Below are 19,794 nucleotides of genomic sequence, written 5' to 3'. Positions count from 1 at the left end.
TGTTTTACCCCTGTATGAAAATTGTAAGACAAAAAAATCTTTGCCCGTCGGCACTTACCGCACATGCGCGACGCAAAGTGACTATTTCACACTTATTTGACCCATCAGCCCATTAACGGTTGACACCTCGCCGCTGGACTGTAGAATGCCGCCCACAGACGCGGGATGGAGCAGTCTGGTAGCTCGTCGGGCTCATAACCCGAAGGTCGTCGGTTCAAATCCGGCTCCCGCAACCAAACATCAAAAAAGGCTACTCGAAAGAGTGGCCTTTTTTGTATCCGGTGAAAAAGTTCTTCTGAAACAATGGCATGGCATCTTTCATGAAACCGTATGCGGTTTGTAGAGTCCATCTCATTGCAAGCTATGCTCAATGCTCAAGCGCTACCCTCTACGACCAATGGCCGCTGTCGCCGCCCCCGGCGATACGCGTTAATATTTGTAATTATTTTGTCCATAGGGATTGGTAACTTGGCTGGATACCTCCATCCTGTCGCGCACAATCCACGAGGTGATTGATGCGCGCCAACTCGTCTGAACCACAAGACACCGTCACAGCAGAACAACCGATCGCTCCCACCCGTTTGCGCTGGCTGGATCTGTTGAGCAAATACCGTCAGCCGATCGGGCTGGCCGTTACCCTGTTGCTGTTCGCAATCGCCCTGATCGCCTGCCGACACTTGCTGCTGGAGCTGGACCTCTACGCGCTCCACGACTCTATCCTGGAAGTGCCCAAGCCCGCCCTGCTCGGCGCATTTGCCGCCGCCGTCGCTGGTTTCATCATTCTGTTGGGCTATGAATTTTCCGGCGCGCGCTATGCCGGGGTAAAGCTGCCGGCCAAGACCCTGGCCATGGGCGGCTTCACGGCCTTCGCCATCGGCAACGCCATTGGTTTGTCGATGCTTTCGGGTGGCTCGGTGCGCTACCGCCTCTATGCACGCCATGGCATCGGCGCGGCAGAAGTGGCGCACATGACCGTGTTCGCCAGCCTGGCACTGGGCACTGCCCTGCCGCCGCTCGCCGCACTGGCCACATTGAGCAATTTGCCAGCGGCCTCTACGTACCTGCACTTGTCTCAAGGACTGCTCGGCGGCATCGCCGGCGCCGTGCTGCTGTTGTCCGCCGCGCTGTGCATTGGCATCTATCGTCGTCGCCTGCCGGACCAGCCCTACCCGGACAACCTGCTGGTCAAGGCCGGACGCCGTACGTTGCGCCTGCCGGGTCGCCGCCTGACCTTCCTGCAATTGATCATCACCGCTCTGGATGTGGCCGCTGCCGCCACCGTCCTTTATATGCTGCTGCCGGAAGCGCCACCGTTCGGCCCGTTCCTGCTGGTGTACCTGCTGGCCCTGGCGGCCGGCGTACTCAGCCATGTACCGGGTGGCGTGGGTGTGTTCGAAGCGATCCTGCTCGCCGCCTTCGCCGATAAACTCGGCGCCGCGCCACTGGCTGCCGCCCTGCTGCTGTACCGGATGATCTACGTGGTGCTGCCGCTGCTGATCGCCTGCATCTTCCTGCTGGTCAACGAAGCCCAGCGCCTGTTCCAGACCCAGCAGAGCCTGCGGGTGGCTTCAGGCCTGGCGGCACCGGTGCTGGCCGTACTGGTTTTTTTGTCCGGCGTGGTCCTGCTGTTCTCCGGCGCTACGCCAGAGATCGATTCACGCCTGGAAAACATCGGCTTCCTGATTCCCCACCGCCTGATTGACGCCTCGCACTTCGGTGCCAGCCTGATCGGCGTGCTGTGCCTGTTGCTCGCCCAGGGCTTGCGCCGGCGTTTGTCGGCCGCCTGGATGCTGACGATGGTGCTGCTGTTGACGGGCGCCCTGCTCTCGCTGCTCAAAGGTTTCGACTGGGAAGAAGCCAGCCTGATGATCATGACGGCAGTGCTGCTGGCGATATTCCGTCGCTCGTTCTACCGCGCCAGCCGTCTGACCGAACTGCCGTTCTCGCCGCTGTATCTGGTGGCCAGCGTGTGCGTGCTGGGTGCCTCGATCTGGCTGCTGCTGTTTGCCTATCAAGACGTGCCGTACAGCCATCAACTGTGGTGGCAGTTCACCCTCGACGCCAACGCCCCGCGTGGCCTGCGCTCATTGCTCGGCGCCGCAGTGTTGCTGGTGATCGTCTCGCTGACCTGGCTGCTGCGTACCGCGCGCCCGATCATCCACCTGCCGACCCCGGATGAACTGGAGCGCGCCACCAAGATCCTGATGGCCTCCTCCCAACCCGACGGCGGCCTGGCGCTGACCGGTGACAAGGCGCTGCTGTTCCATCCCAACGATGAAGCCTTCCTGATGTACGCCCGCCGAGGGCGCAGCCTGGTGGCCCTGTATGACCCCATCGGCCCGACCCAGCCGCGCGCCGAGATGATCTGGCAGTTCCGTGACCTGTGCGATATCCATCACGCCCGCCCGGTGTTCTACCAGGTCCGCGCCGAGAACCTGCCGTACTACATGGACATCGGCCTGACCGCAATCAAGCTGGGCGAAGAAGCCCGCGTGGACCTCAAGCGCTTTGACCTGGAAGCCAAGGGCAAAGAGATGAAGGATCTGCGCTACACCTGGAACCGTGGCACGCGGGACGGCCTGTCCCTGGAAATCTTCGAACCGGGCCATGCGCCGATGGATGAGCTCAAAGTCATCTCCGACGCCTGGCTGACCGGCAAGAACGTGCGCGAAAAGGGCTTTTCCCTGGGACGTTTCAGCGACGACTACCTCAAGCACTTTCGCATCGCGATCATTCGCTTCGAAGGGCGCCCGGTGGCCTTCGCCAACCTGCTCGAGACCTACAACCACGACCTGGCCAGTCTCGACCTGATGCGCGCCCACCCGGACGCGCCAAAGCTGACCATGGAATTCATGATGGTTGGCCTGATTCAACATTATAAGAACCATGATTACGCCCGCTTCAGCCTCGGCATGGTGCCGTTGTCGGGCCTGCAGCCACGCCGTGGTGCGCCGCTGACCCAACGCTTGGGCTCGATGGTGTTCCGCCGTGGCGAGCAGCTGTATAACTTCCAAGGTTTGCGCCGCTTCAAAGACAAGTTCCAGCCTGACTGGGAACCCCGTTATATGGCCGTGCCCGCAGGACTTGATCCGCTGGTGGCACTGGCCGACACTGCCGCCCTGATCGCAGGCGGCTTGACTGGATTGGTGAAACGCTGATGATTCGACGCTCCTGGCGGTATGTATTGGCCCTTGTAGTGCTGCTCGCGCTGATCGCGGGTGGTGGCTTTTGGTACTGGAACCGCCCTGCCCCGCAGCCGACCCTGGAGCAATTGCCCCAGGCCGACGGCTCGGTGATGACCCGTGTAACGCCTAACGGCTCGGCAAAAGCACGTGTGGCGGTAGCCGTGATGGCCGATGAAACCCTGACCGATAGCCAACTGATTGCCCTGAGCCAGGGTGGCTCGGCGCAAATCGTTCAAGTCATCCTGCCAAAGGATGACTGCAAGTTGCAGGAGCAAGCGCTGCAAGGCGCTCTGGCGCAGCTTAAAGGCCCGGCGACCCTGGTCAGCGGCATCGGCCCGGGTGCGAGCCTGGCCTGGCGCTGGCTGGCGACACAGAACGACGACAAGGCCAACGCCATCTCCGTCGGCTTCGCCATGACGCAGGAAGGCTGCAAGGACCCACTGCCGAAAACAGCCGCGCACGGTAACTGGCTGGTGGCATGGAACGATAACCCTGATGATGATGCTGCCAGTTTCGTACGCGATACCCCGCGTGCAACCACCAGCATCAGCGACTACGACATCCACTACCCGCAAGTGCTGAACAACGAACTGCGCAAGCAACTCGTCGGCTCGGACAACGGCGGCCTGGCCATTCCAGTGGTTGAAGTACCGGCCGGGCAAGCCAAAGACACCGTCACCCTGTTCCTCTCCGGTGATGGTGGCTGGCGTGACCTGGACCGCGACGTGGCCGGTGAAATGGCCAAGATCGGTTACCCGGTGGTCGGCATCGACACACTGCGCTACTACTGGCAGCACAAGAGCCCGGAACAAAGCGCCAAGGACCTCACCGAACTGATGCAGCACTACCGGCAGAAATGGGGCACCAAACGCTTCGTACTGACCGGCTATTCGTTCGGCGCCGACGTACTGCCTGCCATCTACAACCGCCTGCCGGAAAACGAACAGCAGCGTGTGGACGCAATCATCCTGCTGGCCTTCGCCCGTACCGGCAGCTTTGAGATCGAAGTGGAAGGCTGGCTGGGCAACGCCGGCAAAGAAGCCGCCACCGGCCCGGAAATGGCCAAGCTGCCAGCTGATAAAGTGGTGTGCATTTATGGCGCCGAAGAAGTCGACGAGAGCGGCTGCACCGACAAGACGGCCGTTGGTGAAGCGGTGAAGCTGCCTGGCGGGCATCACTTTGACGAGAACTACCCGGCGCTGGCACAGCGCTTGGTGGACATCATCGTGAAGCACCAGGCCAAGGATAAAGCCGAGTAATTCCAGGCAGTATGCAAAACCAAATGTGGGAGCGGGCTTGCTCGCGAAAGCGGTGGATCAGTCGTAGCATCCTTGACTGACACTCCGTATTCGCGAGCAAGCCCGCTCCCACATGTGCTTAGTGGTGTTATTAAGATTCAGCGCGGCTCTATGTGCGCAATCATCAACTGCACGGTTTCATTGCCACGAAACTCGTTCACGTCCAGCTTGTAGGCCAGCTCCACCCACTTCACGGTCGGGTTTGGCCACACCTCTCGGTCAACACCAAACGCAATACCGTCGAGCTTCACAGACCCGCACTCGCTCTTGAGCACCACCTTCAGGTGCCGCTCGCCGACCACGCGCTGTTCCACCAACTGAAACACTCCGTGGAACAACGGCTCGGGAAAGTGTTGCCCCCATGGCCCGGCATGCCGCAAGGCGCGCGCCAGTTCCAGGTGAAACTCTTCCACCGCCAGCGTGCCGTCGGTCAGCAGCCGCCCCGTAAGGTCTTCTTCGCACAGTTGCCGACGCACCTCGGCGTCAAAGGCTTCGGCAAACAACGGGAAGTTTTCCTCGGGCAATGTCAGACCCGCCGCCATCGCATGGCCGCCGTATTTGGCGATCAGGGTGGGATGCTGGCTCGCCACCACGGCCAGGGCATCACGGATGTGAAAACCCTGCACAGATCGCCCTGAGCCCTTGAGCAGGCCGTCACCGGCGTCAGCGAAGGCGATGGTCGGGCGGAAGTAACGCTCTTTCATGCGCGACGCCAGAATCCCGATCACGCCTTGGTGCCATTCCGGGTCGAACAGGCACAGACCGTACGGCATCGACTCCACCGGCAAGTCCTTGAGCTGGGCGAGCGCCTCACGCTGCATGCCCTGCTCGATGGATTTGCGGTCCTGGTTCATGCCGTCCAGCTGCGCAGCCATTTCCCGTGCAGCAGCAAAGTCCGAGGTGAGCAGGCACTCAATGCCCAGGCTCATGTCATCCAGGCGCCCGGCGGCGTTAAGCCTGGGCCCGAGGATAAAACCAAGGTCGGTGGAAGTAATACGCGAGGCATCGCGCTTGGCCACTTCAAGGATCGCCTTGATCCCCGGGCGCGCACGCCCGGCGCGTATGCGCTCCAGGCCTTGATGCACGAGGATGCGGTTGTTGGCGTCCAGCGGCACCACGTCGGCAACGCTGCCCAAGGCAACAAGGTCAAGCAACTCGCCAATGTTCGGCTGCGGCTTGTTGTCGTACCAGCCGAGGCTGCGCAAACGCGCGCGCAGGGCCATCAAGACATAGAAGATCACGCCCACGCCGGCCAGCGCCTTGCTCGGGAACTCGCAGCCCGGCTGGTTCGGGTTGACGATGGCGTCTGCGGCCGGCAACTCGTCGCCCGGCAAGTGGTGGTCGGTGACCAATACTTGCAACCCTGCCGCTTTCGCCGCCGCCACGCCTTCGACGCTGGAAATGCCGTTGTCCACGGTGATCAGCAACTGCGGCTCGCGCTGCAGGGCCACCGCAACGATCTCCGGAGTCAGGCCGTAGCCGTATTCGAAGCGGTTCGGTACGAGGTAATCGACGTGGGCCGCACCGAGCAAGCGCAGGCCCAGGGTGCCCACGGTACTGGCGGTGGCACCATCAGCGTCGAAGTCGCCTACGATCAGGATGCGCTGGCGCTGTTCCAGGGCGGTCACCAGCAAATCCACAGCCGCGTCGATGCCCTTGAGCTGCTGATAAGGAATCAACCGCGCCAGGCTCTTGTCCAGCTCGGCTTCAGACTGCACCCCGCGTGCGGCGTAGAGACGGGTCAACAGCGGTGGCAATTCACCGAGAAACGGCAGGACAGCGGGCAACGGGCGGGGATCGATACGCATGGGGTGACGGAAGCTTCTCTTCTGATAGAACGGTTAAACAGCAATGCTGAATACAACACAGATCAACGGTGGGAGCTGGCTTGCCTGCTCCCACATAAACCTGCTCAGGCAGGGTTAGCCGCGTTCACCAGCCAGCCATTGCAATTGCACTTCATGCTGGCCGCGATCGTCAGTCACGAACATCGTGCCTTCGCTGATCATCACATCCCACTTGATCACGCGGGGCATGTCCTTGGCCAACGTCTCCAGGACTTCTTGCGGCACCGCAGCGATGTGGACGTTTTTCAGGTTATTCGCCACCGGCACGACCTTGCCTTCCCACACACGCAGGCTGCCGTAAGCCAACAAGCTGGTGCGCTCAGTACGGCGCGAGCACCAGGTCAGACGCTCGGCGTCAGGCTGGCCAACTTCGATCCAGTGCAAAACCCGATCATCCAGGCTTTTTTCCCACAGGGCTGGTTCGTCTACATCTGACAGACCACGACCGAACGCCAGTTGCTCGTTGTAAAACAGGGCGTAGGCCAACAGGCGCACAGTCATGCGCTCTTCAGTTTCCGAGGGATGGCGGGCGATGGTCTGCTTGACGCTCTCGTACACCGAGCGATCGAGGTCGGTGAGGTTGAGTTCGAATTTGTAGGTCGTGGACGGCTGGGCCATGAACGGGCTTCTAGAGACAGGAAAAGGCGGCCAGTCTAACCGATGGCGAGGCCATTCAACGACTACTGCGCTGCATCATCCTTATCCCTGCGCTGCCCGCCTATGTTAAAAGGCATCACACCACTGCCCCTGCTTGCCAAGGATCCTCATGTCGTTTAATGCCAAACCGCTTGCCGGCCTGAAAGTCATCGAACTGGGCACCCTGATCGCCGGCCCGTTTGCCTCACGTATCTGCGCCGAGTTCGGTGCCGAAGTGGTCAAGGTCGAATCCCCGGACGGCGGCGACCCGTTGCGCAAATGGCGCAAGTTGTATGAAGGCACCTCGCTGTGGTGGTTCGTGCAGGCGCGCAACAAAAAGTCGCTGACCCTGAACCTCAAGCACCCCGATGGCCTGGCGATCCTCAAGCAATTGCTGGCGGACGCCGACATCCTGATCGAAAACTTTCGCCCCGGCGTGCTGGAAAAACTCGGCCTGAGCTGGGAAACCCTGCACGCGCTGAACCCGAGGCTGGTGATGGTGCGCCTTTCGGGCTTTGGCCAGACCGGGCCGATGAAGGACCAGCCAGGGTTTGGCGCCGTGGGCGAATCCATGGGCGGTTTGCGCTATATCACCGGTTTCGAGGACCGCCCGCCGGTGCGCACCGGAATTTCCATCGGCGACTCGATTGCAGCCTTGTGGGCAGTGATCGGCGCGCTGATGGCGTTGCGTCATCGCGAAGTCAACGGCGGCCTGGGCCAGGTGGTGGACGTGGCGCTGTATGAAGCCATCTTCGCCATGATGGAAAGCATGATCCCGGAATTCGATGTGTTCGGCTTTATTCGCGAGCGCACCGGCAACATCATGCCGGGCATCACACCGTCTTCAATCCATACCAGTGCCGATGGCAAGCACGTGCAGATCGGCGCGAATGGTGATGCGATCTTCAAACGGTTCATGTCGGCCATCGGGCGCGAGGATCTGGCCAACGACCCTCTACTCTCCAGCAACGATGGCCGCGATAGTCGCCGTGATGAGCTGTACGGCGTCATTGATCGCTGGGTCAATTCGCTGCCGCTCGATCAGGTCATCGAGGCACTGAACAAGGCCGAGGTGCCTGCCAGCCGCATCTACAGCGCCGAAGACATGCTGGGCGACCCGCAGTTTCTGGCGCGGGAGATGTTCCTCAAGGCAAAACTGCCAGGCGGCAAGGATTTCAAGATGCCGGGGATTGTACCCAAGCTTTCCGACACGCCCGGCAGCTGTGAATGGGTCGGGCCGCAACTGGGCGAACACAACAGCGTGGTGCTCAGCGAATTGGGTTACGACGCGGCAGCCATCACCCGACTGCGCGAGGATGGCGCTATTTGATGGTTCGCCATGCCCCGCGCTGGCTGCTTCAGCTGTGCCTCGCCGGCGCCATGACGGCGGGCTGGCCGCTATCGGCGTACGCCGAGCAGACGTTGACCTGGTTAGTGCGCGACTTGCCGCCCGTGACCATTTTCGATGGCCCCGAAAAAGGCTTGGGGGTGCTCGATCAACTATTGCCGCTACTCAGCGAGCATTTGCCGGAGTACCGCCACCAGGTGATGCGCGTCAATCGTGCCCGTGGCATCCAGATGTTGCGCGGCCCCACCCTGACCTGCGACCCATCGCTGCTGTGGACCGCAGAACGCGCCCAGTACACTGTGTTTTCCACACAGGCTTTTGTAGTCGTCAGTAATGGGGTGACCATCAGGCGCAGCCAGCAGGCCGCCATGGCACCGTTTATTGTCGAGGGCCAGTTCGACCTGCACGCCTTTCTCGACGGCCATAAAGCCCGTATTGGCGCAACCGCCGAACGCAGTTATGGCCCCGTGATTGATGAGCAGATAAAGCACGCCGCGCCCCACTCACTGGCACTGCATTATGGCAATGACGCCCTCGGCAGCCTGTTGCAGATGCAGCGTCTCGGGCGGCTGGAGGCGGTGCTGGGTTACCCGCCGGAGATCCGCTATCACACGATGCAACAGGGCATCGCGGCACAGGAATTGATGTTCTATCCGATCAAGGGTGCAGCGCCTTATCAGCACATACATATCGGCTGCTCGGACGTGCCCGAAGGGCGCCAGGCCATGCAGCGCATCAATCAGGTGTTACGCGACATCCCGCAGGAACAGCTGCAGCAATCCTACGTGGCATGGTTAGACCCGCAGATGCGCGAGCGCTATCTGCGCGACAACCCGAGTTTTTTCCAGGAATCCCCGGAACACTGACAAATCCCGGGCAAAAAGAAACCCCGAAGAGTGGGGAGACACTTCGGGGTTAAACGTGGCCTACAAAGACCAGTACAACAAGCCACAAACACCGGAGCACAATGTTTGCTCTTGCCGTTAAAAAATCTGACCGGTCACGCTGTAGGAAGTTTCCTCAAATAAACATTTCTTCATGCGCAGGCTGCACCACGGGTCTGAGCGGCATTACGCAACGCGGCGATAACCGAGGGTTCAAGGCGCCCTTCGGCGATTTTCAGATCGCGCAGCAGGCAATCAACCACATCCACCAATACACGTTTATCCGTCAGTTGCGCGCGGTCGACTTCACGCTCGACGACGATAGCGCCAGCGGGGTTTTTAACGGTCACCAGGCACTCGCCCTGCACACCGGAGGTGGTCAGCGTAACCTGATAAGGGCTCAGTGCTTCTTCGAGCAATAGGCTGATACTTTCCATCTCGATCACCACTCAATAGTTCGGGAACAATCGTTTCAACGGGAGCTGCATCTATCCTAAGTGACTGGTTCTGACGTAGGAAAGTTCGCTTTATCGTCTTTATGGGGCCGTCAGGGGGTGACGGATTCCAGCATGCGCTTGCAACATGACAACGAAAAAACGGCGCACATAACTGCTTACGCAATGGGCGGCTGTTTTGGGGTTGGCCGGGGGCTGAGGCTGAAGGTGAATCCTATACTCGGTGGGCGCTGGTCAAACTGCTACGCAGCGTACAGCGCATGTCAAATGGCCCATATTACGAAGGATGAATACGATGCTGGAGCACGATAAAGAGCAGGCTGCGTTAGAGAAAATTCACGCCGACATATCACGCATCTATGCCGAGCAACGCAAACTCACCGCCGAAGCTCACAAGATAACCCGCGAGAACTTCTGGTATCCGATGGGCGTCGTTATGGCCATGTTTACGGTTTTCAGCAGCGTACTGGCCATCGCACTGAAGATACTCACCTAAACGATCACGCAAACCGGGCCTGCCAGAAACAAAAAACGCCGCTGACCCAAGGAAGGGAAAGCGGCGTTTCTGTGTGCGCAGCCAGCCTTACAACGGCTTGCCCCGGTTGCCATGCTGGCTCACAAACGCCTGCACAGCTTTCAGGTCATTGGCCAACACCGTGCAACGCTCTTCGCGCTCGAACAGGTCAGTCAAATGCACCGGCAGCTCCAGCGCCTTGCCAACGCCGGCCTTCTCCACCGCTTCCGGGAATTTGACCGGGTGGGCGGTGCCGAGTATCACCATCGGAGTGTCCAGGCTGCGGCGGCATTCGCGCGCGGCCTTCACGCCGATCGCGGTGTGCGGGTCGAGCAGCTCGCCGGTCTGGGCATAGACTTCGGCAATGGTTTCGCAGGTCTGCGCGTCGTCCACGGCCAGGGAATCGAACAGCTTGCGGGTTTCGGTCCAGCGCTCTTCATCCACGCTGAAACCGCCACCGCTCTTGAAGGTATCCATCAAACTGGCAATGGCGGCACCGTTGCGACCGTGCATGTCGAACAGCAGGCGTTCGAAGTTCGACGAGACCATGATGTCCATCGACGGCGACAGCGTGGCGTGCAGGGTCTCCTTGACGTACTGGTTACCGCTCATGAAGCGGTGCAGGATGTCGTTGCGGTTGGTAGCGACGATCAATTGGTTGATCGGCAGGCCCATGTTGCGTGCCAGGTAACCGGCGAAGATATCGCCGAAGTTGCCGGTCGGCACCGAGAACGACACCGAACGCGCCGGGCCGCCCAACTGCAGGGAAGCGTGGAAGTAGTAGACGATCTGGGCCATGATCCGCGCCCAGTTGATCGAGTTCACCGCCACCAGGCGCGTACCCTTGAGGAAGCTCTGGTCGGCAAAGCTGTTCTTGACCATTTCCTGGCAGTCATCGAAGTTGCCTTCAATGGCGATGTTGTGGATGTTCTCACCAAAAATGGTGGTCATCTGGCGACGCTGAACTTCCGACACACGCTTGTGCGGGTGCAGGATGAAGATGTCGACGTTTTCGCAGTGCTTGCAGCCTTCGATGGCCGCCGAGCCGGTGTCACCCGAGGTGGCGCCGATGATCACCACGCGCTCGCCGCGTTTTTGCAGCACGTAATCGAGCAGGCGACCCAGCAATTGCAGGGCGAAGTCCTTGAACGCCAGGGTCGGGCCGTGGAACAGTTCCAGTACCCACTCGTTGCCATTGAGCTGGCGCAACGGTGCGATGGCGTTGTGGGAAAATACGCCGTAGGTCTCTTCCAGGATCTTCTTGAAATCGGCGTCTGGAATGCTGCCGGTGACGAACGGGCGCATCACACGGAAGGCCAGCTCGTGATACGGCAGGCCGGCCCAGGAAGCGATTTCTTCCTGGGTAAAACGTGGCAGGTTTTCCGGCACGTACAGGCCGCCGTCAGTGGCAAGGCCTGCCAGCAGAACGTCTTCGAAATTCAGGGCCGGTGCCTGGCCGCGGGTGCTGATGTAACGCATGACTGGCTCCTCTAAAACATTCTCGAACAGAGGCCGCCGATTGCACGGGGCCCCTGGAACAATCGGTTAGTTCAGGTGTTCGACGCGAATCCGCACCACCGGGCCGACCACGCCTTGCAGGGCTTCCAGGGCGGCGATGGCGTCGTTGATGTGCTGTTCAAGCACACGGTGAGTCAGCAGGATCATCGGCACCTGGCCGTTTTGCTCCTCGACTTCCTTCTGCATGATCGACTCGATGTTGATGCCGCGCTCCGACAGGATGCTGGCAACCTGCGCCAGCACGCCCGGGTGGTCCTGAGCCTGAATGCGCAGGTAGTAGGCGCTTTCGCAGGCTTCGATCGGCAGGATCGGGTGGGCCGACAGCGAGTCCGGCTGGAAAGCCAGGTGCGGCACACGGTTTTCCGGGTCACTGGTCATGGCGCGAACCACGTCCACCAGGTCGGCAATCACCGACGACGCGGTCGGCTCCATGCCGGCGCCGGCGCCGTAGAACAGGGTGGAACCGGCCGCATCACCGTTGACCATCACGGCGTTCATCACGCCATTGACGTTGGCGATCAGGCGGTCGGCCGGGATCAGCGTCGGGTGCACACGCAGCTCGATACCGGCCGGAGTGCTGCGCGCCACGCCCAGGTGCTTGATGCGGTAACCCAGGGCTTCGGCGTAGTTCACGTCGGCAGTGGTCAGCTTGGTGATGCCTTCGGTGTAGGCCTTGTCGAACTGCAGCGGGATACCAAAGGCAATGGACGCCAGAATGGTCAGTTTGTGCGCCGCGTCGATGCCTTCCACGTCGAACGTCGGGTCGGCTTCGGCGTAACCCAGGGCCTGGGCTTCGGCCAGCACGTCTTCGAAGGTGCGGCCCTTCTCGCGCATCTCCGTGAGGATGAAGTTGCCGGTGCCATTGATGATGCCGGCCACCCAGTTGATACGGTTGGCAGACAGGCCTTCACGGATCGCCTTGATCACCGGGATGCCACCGGCCACGGCCGCTTCGAACGCCACGATCACGCCCTTCTCACGCGCCTTGGCGAAGATCTCGTTGCCGTGCACGGCGATCAGCGCCTTGTTGGCGGTGACCACGTGCTTGCCGTTCTCGATGGCTTTGAGTACCAGCTCACGGGCCACGGTGTAGCCGCCGACCAGCTCGATGACGATATCGATTTCAGGGTTGGTCGCGACGTCGAAGACATCGTTGGTAATCGCAATACCGGTCGTTTGGAACTGAGGCTTTGGCGAACGCGTGGCAATTTGCGCCACTTCAATCCCGCGGCCTGCGCGGCGGGAAATTTCTTCAGCATTACGCTGAAGTACGTTAAAGGTGCCGCCACCGACGGTCCCTAACCCACAGATGCCTACTTTGACCGGTTTCACTGAAGAACTCCCCATGAAACGGCCGACGCTAGGTCGGCCGTGGAAAACAGCCGCACAACTGCGGCTTTCAATTAATGACCCGCTGACTGGTCAACGGGCCATGATCGTCAAAGGTTCGACGATGCTGGTTTATTTGGCACTCAGCGCCAGTTTGGCAACTTGTGGTGCCGGCTGGTAGCCCGGAATCACTTGGCCGTCAGCCAAAACGATGGCCGGTGTACCGTTCACGCCGATGGACTGGCCCAGGGCGAACTGTTTGGAAACAGGGTTAGCACATTTGGCCGCCTTGATTTCCTTGCCATCGACCATCTTGTCCATGGCGGCTTTTTTATCGGCCGAGCACCATACGGCTTGCAGTTGCTCGTCACCCGGCGAACCCAGGCCCTGACGCGGGAAGGCTACATAGCGCACTTCCACACCCAGCTTGTTCAGCGCAGGCACTTCGGCGTGCAGCTTGTGGCAGTAAGGGCAGGTGGTGTCGGTGAACACGGTGATGTGGGTCTTGGTTTCGCCGATGGCCGGGTACACCACGGTTTCAGCCACCGGAATACCGTTGATCAGCTTGGACACCCCCAGGCGCTCGGCTTTCTCGGTGAGGTTGACCGGCTTGCCGTCTTTCAACTGGAACAGGTAACCCTGAACGATGTACTGACCGTCGGCGCTGGCGTACAGCACGCGGCTGCCCTTGAGCTTGACTTCATACAGGCCGGCCATCGGGCTTGCGCTGACGCTTTCAATCGGGGTGTCGAGCTGCAAGGCGGCCAGGCTCTTGCGGATGGTCTGCTCGGCGGCGTCATCGGCGAAGGCAAGGGTAGAAACCAACGCAATGGCTGCGGCGGCAATAATCTGGGTCAAGCGCATGGGAACTCCTGAAGGCAGATGCAGGGACGGAAGCAGTCGCACCGATGTGAAAACTCGGGCATGGGCTGTCCCCTTTGCTAACCGGCAAAGCCTACCACAGTTGGGCGCAACGGCAGCCCGCAGCAGGATAAATTGACCTTTTACAGGATGTTTTCAGCCTCGCGGGTGGTGCTTGGCGTGCATATCCTGCAAGCGCGCACGTGCCACGTGGGTATAGATCTGGGTTGTGGATAAATCGCTGTGCCCGAGCAGCATTTGCACGACGCGCAAATCTGCGCCGTGGTTGAGCAAATGGGTGGCAAACGCATGGCGCAAGGTGTGCGGTGAAAGGCTCTTGCCGATCCCGGCGACCTTGGCCTGATGCTTGATACGGTGCCAGAAGGTCTGCCGGGTCATCTGCTCACCGCGCAAGCTTGGGAACAGCACGTCACTGGGCCGCCCCCCCAGTAACTCGCTGCGAGCATCACGCATATAGCGCTCCACCCACACAATCGCCTCCTCACCCATCGGCACCAGCCGCTCCTTGCTGCCTTTGCCCATCACACGCAGTACGCCCTGACGCAAGTTGACCTGCTCAAGCGTCAGGCTTATGAGTTCAGTCACCCGCAGGCCGCAGGCGTAGAGCACTTCCAGCATGGCGCGATCACGCTGGCCGATGGCTTCGCTCAAGTCCGGCGCGGCGAGCAATGCATCCACATCCGCTTCCGACAGGGATTTAGGCAATGGCCGACCGAGTTGAGGCATATCGACTTGCAACGTTGGGTCGATGGAGATGAGTTTTTCCCGCAGCAGGTAGCGATAAAAACCACGCGCGCCCGAGAGAAAACGAGCGGTGGAGCGAGGCTTGTAGTTCTGTTCAAGGCGCCAAGCCAAATGGTCCAGAATCAGCTCGCGGCCAGCGTTGGCCAATTCGATGTTTTTTTCCTGCAGCCAGCCGTTGAACAGGGCCAAGTCACTGCGATAGGCCTGACGGGTGTTGTCTGACAGGCCTTTTTCCAGCCAGAGGGCATCGAGGAAGCGGTCGATCAGAGGGTGGTCAATGGCGGGCATGGGGGCTCAGGCTGATTTCTTTAGTGTTTGGTAGATCCTATCGCAGGCAAGCCAGCTCCCACAGGAAAATGCATTTCAACTGTGGGAGCTGGCTTGCCTGCGATGGCCGCAACTCGGTTCTGGATCCGTTGAGTCGATACGACCGGTAGGCACGGTCACCAACGGCAACCGGAAATAGACAAATTTCAGGCACAAAAAAGCAGCCCGTAGGCTGCTTTTTTCTGCATCGGGAAGCTGGACTTAAGCCAGTTTTTCCTTGATGCGAGCTGCTTTACCGGACAGGTCACGCAGGTAGTACAGCTTGGCTTTACGTACGTCACCGCGACGTTTAACGGCCATGCTGTCGATTTGCGGGCTGTAGGTCTGGAAAGTACGCTCTACGCCAACACCGTTGGAGATTTTACGAACAGTGAAAGCACTGTTCACACCACGGTTACGCTTGGCAATTACCACGCCTTCGAACGCTTGCAGACGCGAACGGTCGCCTTCCTTCACTTTCACCTGAACGACAATGGTGTCGCCCGGGGCAAAGGTAGGGATCTCTTTGGTCATCTGCTCTGCTTCGAGTGCAAGGATGATTTTGTTAGTCATGCTGTGCTCCTAAGGTAAGTCAATGGACCTACCATCGATACGTTGTTAACTATCGTCCCGCGCGAGGATGTATTCCTCGAGCAGCTTCTTCTCTTCTCCAGAAAGCGAGCGGCTTTCCAGAAGATCGGCGCGTCGTTCATAGGTCCGACCAAGGGACTGCTGTAAACGCCAACGCCGGATGTGTGCGTGATTGCCACTTAGCAATACGTCGGGAACACGCTGATCCGCATACACCTCCGGTCGGGTGTAGTGCGGGCAATCCAGCAAACCATCCGTGAAGGAATCTTCCTCCGCGGAGTCCGCATGCCCTAAAGCTCCAGGCAGCAGTCGTGTAACCGCATCTATCAGGACCATCGCCGGCAGCTCGCCGCCAGACAGGACATAGTCCCCAATCGACCACTCTTCATCGACATGAGCTTCAATAAACCGCTCGTCAATGCCTTCATAGCGACCGGCAATCAGGATCAGTGCTTCCTCATTCGCCAGTTCGCGCACCCCAGCCTGTTTCAGCTGACGGCCTTGAGGGGACAGGTAAATTACCTTCGCCTTCTCCCCGGCGGCAGCCTTGGCCTGAACCAACGCGTCTTCCAGGGGCTTGATCTTCATCACCATGCCCGGGCCACCGCCAAATGGGCGATCGTCCACAGTGTGATGTCGATCCGTCGTGTAGTCTCGCGGGTTCCAACAGGTAAGCTGCAAGAGCCCCTGTTTCACCGCCCGACTGGTGATGCCGTACTCGCTGATGGCGGAAAACATCTCGGGAAACAAACTGATCACTTCAATGCGCAAATTAGCCACGCTTAGAAGTCCGCGTCCCATTCCACCTTCATCTCGCCCGCGGCCAGGTCGACGGCCAACACGCATTGCGCCGTATAGGGCAACAGGCGTTCGCGATCATCCAGGCTGCCAGCGCAAGGCTTGACCACCATTACATCATTGGCGCCGGTTTCCAGAAGATGATCGATTTTCCCGAACAATTGCCCGAGTTGATCAATAACCTTCAGACCTTCCAGCTGGTACCAGTAGTACTCGCCGTCGGTCAATTCAGGGAACAGGTCTCGCGGCACGCAGATCTCATAACCGGCCAGAAGACGAGCTTCTTCACGGTCATCAAGACCCTTGAGCTTTGCGACCAGGAACTTATCGCTCCCGCGTCCACTGACCAGCTCAACCTGCTTCACACTACCTTCGCGCTTGAGCGTCCAGGTCTTGTACTGCAACAGGTTTTCAGTCGGATCAGTAAAGGAATACACCTTCACTTCGCCGCGAACGCCATGAACAGAGTAAATCTTGCCGATAACGATCAAATCATCAGCAACAGCTGGCGTCGCGTTCATATTGCTCAGGCTGCGGCCTTAGCCGAGTCCTTCAACAGTTTTGCAACGCGCTCGGATGGCTGTGCACCCACGCTCAGCCAGTAGGCTACGCGCTCTTGGTTCACGGACAGACGAACTTCTTGACCACGAGCAACAGGGTTGAAGAAACCAACCTGTTCCTTGTGCGAACCGTCACGCGGGTTGCGGCTGTCGGTTACGGTCAAGTGGTAAAACGGGCGCTTTTTGGAGCCGCCAAGGGCAAGACGGATTGTTAGCATGTGAACATCGTTCCTGTAGTCGGTGCTGCAAATCTAAATGCACAGCGGGCATAGGTGCCCGAAAGGCCGCATATTCTAAGGAATATCCGGACTTTTGCAAATGTCTTTTTCTGGCGCCTATCAGTGTGCCATTCAGATCTGCTATAGAGCCGTCGGTTAAAACGGCTGGTCAGCTCCCGCTGACTGCGGGTTTGCTGGAGATCCCACGTCCCTGTGGGTCGGAGCGCAAGCGTGCTTGCGCTCGAATACTTTACATTTTCGGCATGCCGCCGCCGGGCAACATACCGCCCATGCCGCGCATCATCTTGGCCATTCCGCCTTTGGCGGAGAATTTCTTCATCATCTTCTGCATCTGCTTGTGCTGCTTGATCAAGCGACCGATGTCCTGCACCTGGGTGCCGGAACCCATGGCAATCCGACGCTTGCGCGAACCGCTGATCAGCTCAGGGTCGCGGCGCTCGGCCGGGGTCATGGAGTTGATGATGGCTTCCATCTGCTTGAACTGCTTCTCTGCCGCGCCTTGGGCATTGCCCATTTGCGCCAGGTTCACACCGCCGATGTTCGGCAGTTTGTCCATCAGGCCGCCGAGGCCGCCCATGTTCTTCATTTGTTGCAGTTGATCGCGGAAGTCTTCGAGGTCGAAGCCCTTGCCCTTCTTCAGCTTTTTAGCAAGTTTGTCGGCCTTGTCCTTGTCGAGCGTGGCTTCGGCCTGTTCGATCAGGCTGAGCACGTCGCCCATGCCGAGGATGCGCGAGGCAATACGCTCAGGGTGGAACGGCTCGAGCGCTTCGCTCTTCTCGCCCATACCGATGAACTTGATCGGCTTGCCGGTGATGGCCCGTACCGACAGCGCGGCACCGCCACGGGCGTCGCCGTCGACCTTGGTCAGGATCACGCCGGTCAGCGGCAGCGCATCACCGAAGGCCTTGGCGGTGTTCGCCGCATCCTGACCGGTCATGGCGTCGACCACAAACAGCGTCTCGACCGGGTTGATCGCGGCATGCAGCGCCTTGATCTCGCCCATCATCTCTTCGTCGATGTGCAGGCGGCCGGCGGTATCGACGATGACCACGTCGATGAATTTCAGCCTGGCTTCTTTAATAGCCGCGTTGGCAATGTCGACCGGCTTCTGGCTCAGGTCGGACGGGAAGAAGGTCACGCCCACTTCGCCTGCGAGCATCTCCAGCTGCTTGATCGCGGCCGGACGGTAAACGTCAGCCGACACCACCATCACCGACTTCTTCTTGCGCTCTTTAAGGAAGCGCGCCAGCTTGCCGGCGGTGGTGGTTTTACCCGCACCTTGCAGGCCAGCCATCAACACGACGGCTGGCGGCACGGCGCTGAGGTTCAAATCTTCGTTGGCCGCGCCCATCAGGCTTTCGAGTTCGGCCTGAACGATCTTCACAAAGGCCTGGCCCGGCGTCAGGCTGCGGGACACTTCGGTGCCCACTGCGCGCTCTTTGACCGAGTTGACGAAGTCCTTGACCACAGGCAAGGCCACGTCGGCTTCCAGCAACGCCATGCGCACTTCGCGCAGGGTGTCTTTAATATTGTCCTCGGTCAGCTTGGCCTTGCCGGTTACGTGGCGCAGCGTCTGCGAGAGACGGTCAGTCAGGTTTTCAAACATGCGCGATCCTTTCAGGCCCCATTCAGCGAAGTGCAGTGGTAGACCGAGGTAATGGCGGCCCAGGCTGTGGTAAATCGCTATTAAAAACAGCGCTCGGCGAGCCTGCGGCGTGGGCAGGTCGCGGATTATAGCGAAGACTGCGCCGGTGCACACCCGCTGTCTGGCCCGGGAGTCTTTCGTGGAACGCAGGGGTATGCCAAACTCAGCGCCTTTCGGGCTTGTCTATCAGGATTTATGGTCCCCTTGTCACCCAGTTTGCTACCCAGCCTCGCCGCCGCCCTTTTGTATGCCGCTGCGACCCTCTATCAGGGCACTCGTCTTGCCCAAGGCACCAAGGCGGACAAACGCCTGCTGGTCGGCCTTGGCGTCCTGGCCCTGCTGGCCCATGCCGCGAGCCTGTTTACCCACTTGATGACGCCGGTCGGCCTGGGCCTGGACTTTTTCAGCGCCGCCAGCCTGATCGCCGCCGCCGTGATCGCGCTGACCTTGCTGGCCTGCTACCGGATCCCTGTCGAAAACCTGTTGGTCCTGCTGTTCCCGCTAGGCATGCTGACGGTCCTGCTCGCGCAATTCGCACCGACCGGCACCGTGCAGGTCATTGATGAAGAGCCGGGCATCCTCGCCCACATCCTGCTGTCGCTCCTCGCCTACGGCATGTTCACCATCGCGGTGTTCCAGGCGCTGCTCCTGCTGCTGCAGGACCACCAGCTGAAAAACAAGCACCCGTCCGGCCTGATCAAGAACTTCCCGCCGCTGCAAACCATGGAAAGCCTGCTGTTCGGCTTCCTCTGGGCCGGCTGGACGTTGCTGTCGCTGTCGCTGATTTCCGGCTGGCTGTTCGTCGAAAACCTGTTCGCCCAGCACCTGGTGCATAAAACCCTGCTGGCGTGCCTGGCCTGGGTGGTGTTCAGCGTGCTGCTGTGGGGGCGCAACCGCCTCGGCTGGCGCGGGCACAAGGCGATCCGCTGGACCCTGGCCGGTTTCTGCCTGCTGATGCTGGCCTATTTCGGCAGCAAGCTGGTTCGCGAATACATCCTGCATATCTGACGGGCAG

Annotated in this window: 18 protein-coding genes and 1 tRNA gene; 7 read left to right on the top strand and 12 right to left on the bottom strand. The window is 59.9% G+C overall.

Annotated elements, in window-relative coordinates:
• Positions 1–159: 159 nt before the first annotated feature.
• The 3 genes from AB4P94_RS12105 to AB4P94_RS12095 all read left to right on the top strand — a co-directional run bounded on the left by AB4P94_RS12105 (position 160) and on the right by AB4P94_RS12095 (position 4,444).
• Positions 160–236, top strand: a tRNA-Met gene (locus tag AB4P94_RS12105).
• Positions 237–515: 279 nt separating this feature from the next.
• Positions 516–3,158: a bifunctional lysylphosphatidylglycerol flippase/synthetase MprF gene (gene mprF, locus AB4P94_RS12100; RefSeq protein ID WP_395610706.1), complete on the top strand. Its 2,643-nt coding sequence runs from the start codon at positions 516–518 to the stop codon at positions 3,156–3,158.
• On the top strand, positions 3,158–4,444 hold the full coding sequence (locus AB4P94_RS12095; RefSeq protein WP_395610705.1) for a virulence factor family protein: 1,287 nt from the start codon (positions 3,158–3,160) through the stop codon (positions 4,442–4,444). Before mprF ends, AB4P94_RS12095 begins: the two co-directional genes overlap by 1 nt.
• Positions 4,445–4,581: 137 nt before the next feature.
• Here AB4P94_RS12095 and recJ read toward each other — a convergent pair whose 3' ends face one another.
• Together recJ and AB4P94_RS12085 are read right to left on the bottom strand one after the other, a co-directional pair.
• Positions 4,582–6,291, bottom strand: a complete 1,710-nt coding sequence (recJ, locus tag AB4P94_RS12090; RefSeq protein WP_395610704.1) for a single-stranded-DNA-specific exonuclease RecJ — start codon at positions 6,289–6,291, stop codon at positions 4,582–4,584.
• A gap of 114 nt (positions 6,292–6,405) precedes the next feature.
• On the bottom strand, positions 6,406–6,948 hold the full coding sequence (locus AB4P94_RS12085; RefSeq protein WP_395610703.1) for a YaeQ family protein: 543 nt from the start codon (positions 6,946–6,948) through the stop codon (positions 6,406–6,408).
• A 148-nt stretch (positions 6,949–7,096) separates the two neighbouring features.
• Here AB4P94_RS12085 and AB4P94_RS12080 point away from each other — a divergent pair, with 148 nt between their 5' ends.
• Together AB4P94_RS12080 and AB4P94_RS12075 are read left to right on the top strand one after the other, a co-directional pair.
• A complete protein-coding gene (locus AB4P94_RS12080) occupies positions 7,097–8,296 on the top strand; it encodes a CaiB/BaiF CoA transferase family protein (protein ID WP_395610702.1) in 1,200 nt (399 codons plus the stop codon).
• Entirely contained in the window at positions 8,296–9,180 is an 885-nt protein-coding gene (locus AB4P94_RS12075; RefSeq protein ID WP_395610701.1) for a TIGR02285 family protein, read from the top strand. Before AB4P94_RS12080 ends, AB4P94_RS12075 begins: the two co-directional genes overlap by 1 nt.
• A gap of 170 nt (positions 9,181–9,350) precedes the next feature.
• Here AB4P94_RS12075 and AB4P94_RS12070 read toward each other — a convergent pair whose 3' ends face one another.
• Positions 9,351–9,635 carry a DUF3509 domain-containing protein gene (locus AB4P94_RS12070; RefSeq protein ID WP_078738936.1) on the bottom strand — a complete coding sequence of 95 codons (285 nt, stop codon included), beginning with the start codon at positions 9,633–9,635 and terminating at the stop codon, positions 9,351–9,353.
• A 313-nt stretch (positions 9,636–9,948) separates the two neighbouring features.
• Here AB4P94_RS12070 and AB4P94_RS12065 point away from each other — a divergent pair, with 313 nt between their 5' ends.
• A complete protein-coding gene (locus AB4P94_RS12065; RefSeq protein WP_395610700.1) occupies positions 9,949–10,149 on the top strand; it encodes a hypothetical protein in 201 nt (66 codons plus the stop codon).
• An 87-nt stretch (positions 10,150–10,236) separates the two neighbouring features.
• Here the strand turns inward: AB4P94_RS12065 and thrC are convergent, their stop codons facing one another.
• From thrC to ffh, 9 genes are all read right to left on the bottom strand, one after another.
• Entirely contained in the window at positions 10,237–11,646 is a 1,410-nt protein-coding gene (gene thrC / locus AB4P94_RS12060) for a threonine synthase (protein ID WP_395610699.1), read from the bottom strand.
• 66 nt (positions 11,647–11,712) lie between these two features.
• Positions 11,713–13,017, bottom strand: coding sequence for a homoserine dehydrogenase (locus AB4P94_RS12055; RefSeq protein ID WP_395610698.1), 1,305 nt, complete (start codon positions 13,015–13,017; stop codon positions 11,713–11,715).
• Between the two features lie 129 nt (positions 13,018–13,146).
• Positions 13,147–13,878, bottom strand: a complete 732-nt coding sequence (locus AB4P94_RS12050) for a disulfide isomerase DsbC N-terminal domain-containing protein (protein ID WP_395610697.1) — start codon at positions 13,876–13,878, stop codon at positions 13,147–13,149.
• A gap of 153 nt (positions 13,879–14,031) precedes the next feature.
• A complete protein-coding gene (gene xerD, locus AB4P94_RS12045) occupies positions 14,032–14,928 on the bottom strand; it encodes a site-specific tyrosine recombinase XerD (protein WP_395610696.1) in 897 nt (298 codons plus the stop codon).
• 240 nt (positions 14,929–15,168) lie between these two features.
• Positions 15,169–15,519: a 50S ribosomal protein L19 gene (rplS, locus tag AB4P94_RS12040; protein WP_003175895.1), complete on the bottom strand. Its 351-nt coding sequence runs from the start codon at positions 15,517–15,519 to the stop codon at positions 15,169–15,171.
• A 45-nt stretch (positions 15,520–15,564) separates the two neighbouring features.
• Positions 15,565–16,338: a tRNA (guanosine(37)-N1)-methyltransferase TrmD gene (gene trmD / locus AB4P94_RS12035; protein WP_016977714.1), complete on the bottom strand. Its 774-nt coding sequence runs from the start codon at positions 16,336–16,338 to the stop codon at positions 15,565–15,567.
• Complete coding sequence (gene rimM, locus AB4P94_RS12030) at positions 16,320–16,856, bottom strand: ribosome maturation factor RimM (protein ID WP_038848665.1); 537 nt, start codon at positions 16,854–16,856, stop codon at positions 16,320–16,322. Before rimM ends, trmD begins: the two co-directional genes overlap by 19 nt.
• A 5-nt stretch (positions 16,857–16,861) precedes the next feature.
• Positions 16,862–17,113 (bottom strand): 30S ribosomal protein S16, encoded by a 252-nt coding sequence (gene rpsP / locus AB4P94_RS12025; protein WP_003175899.1) that lies wholly within the window; start codon positions 17,111–17,113, stop codon positions 16,862–16,864.
• 250 nt (positions 17,114–17,363) lie between these two features.
• On the bottom strand, positions 17,364–18,740 hold the full coding sequence (ffh, locus tag AB4P94_RS12020) for a signal recognition particle protein (protein ID WP_003175900.1): 1,377 nt from the start codon (positions 18,738–18,740) through the stop codon (positions 17,364–17,366).
• 234 nt (positions 18,741–18,974) lie between these two features.
• On the opposite strand from ffh, the gene AB4P94_RS12015 reads away from it, so the two are divergent.
• Positions 18,975–19,787, top strand: a complete 813-nt coding sequence (locus AB4P94_RS12015) for an inner membrane protein YpjD (RefSeq protein ID WP_395610695.1) — start codon at positions 18,975–18,977, stop codon at positions 19,785–19,787.
• Positions 19,788–19,794 lie beyond the last annotated feature (7 nt).

The sequence above is a fragment of the Pseudomonas sp. B22129 genome, from assembly GCF_044218875.1.
In the GTDB taxonomy this organism is placed as follows: Bacteria; Pseudomonadota; Gammaproteobacteria; order Pseudomonadales; family Pseudomonadaceae; genus Aquipseudomonas.
Note: the sequence above shows the minus strand (reverse complement) of the source record. Positions and strands in the feature narration are given on the sequence as shown.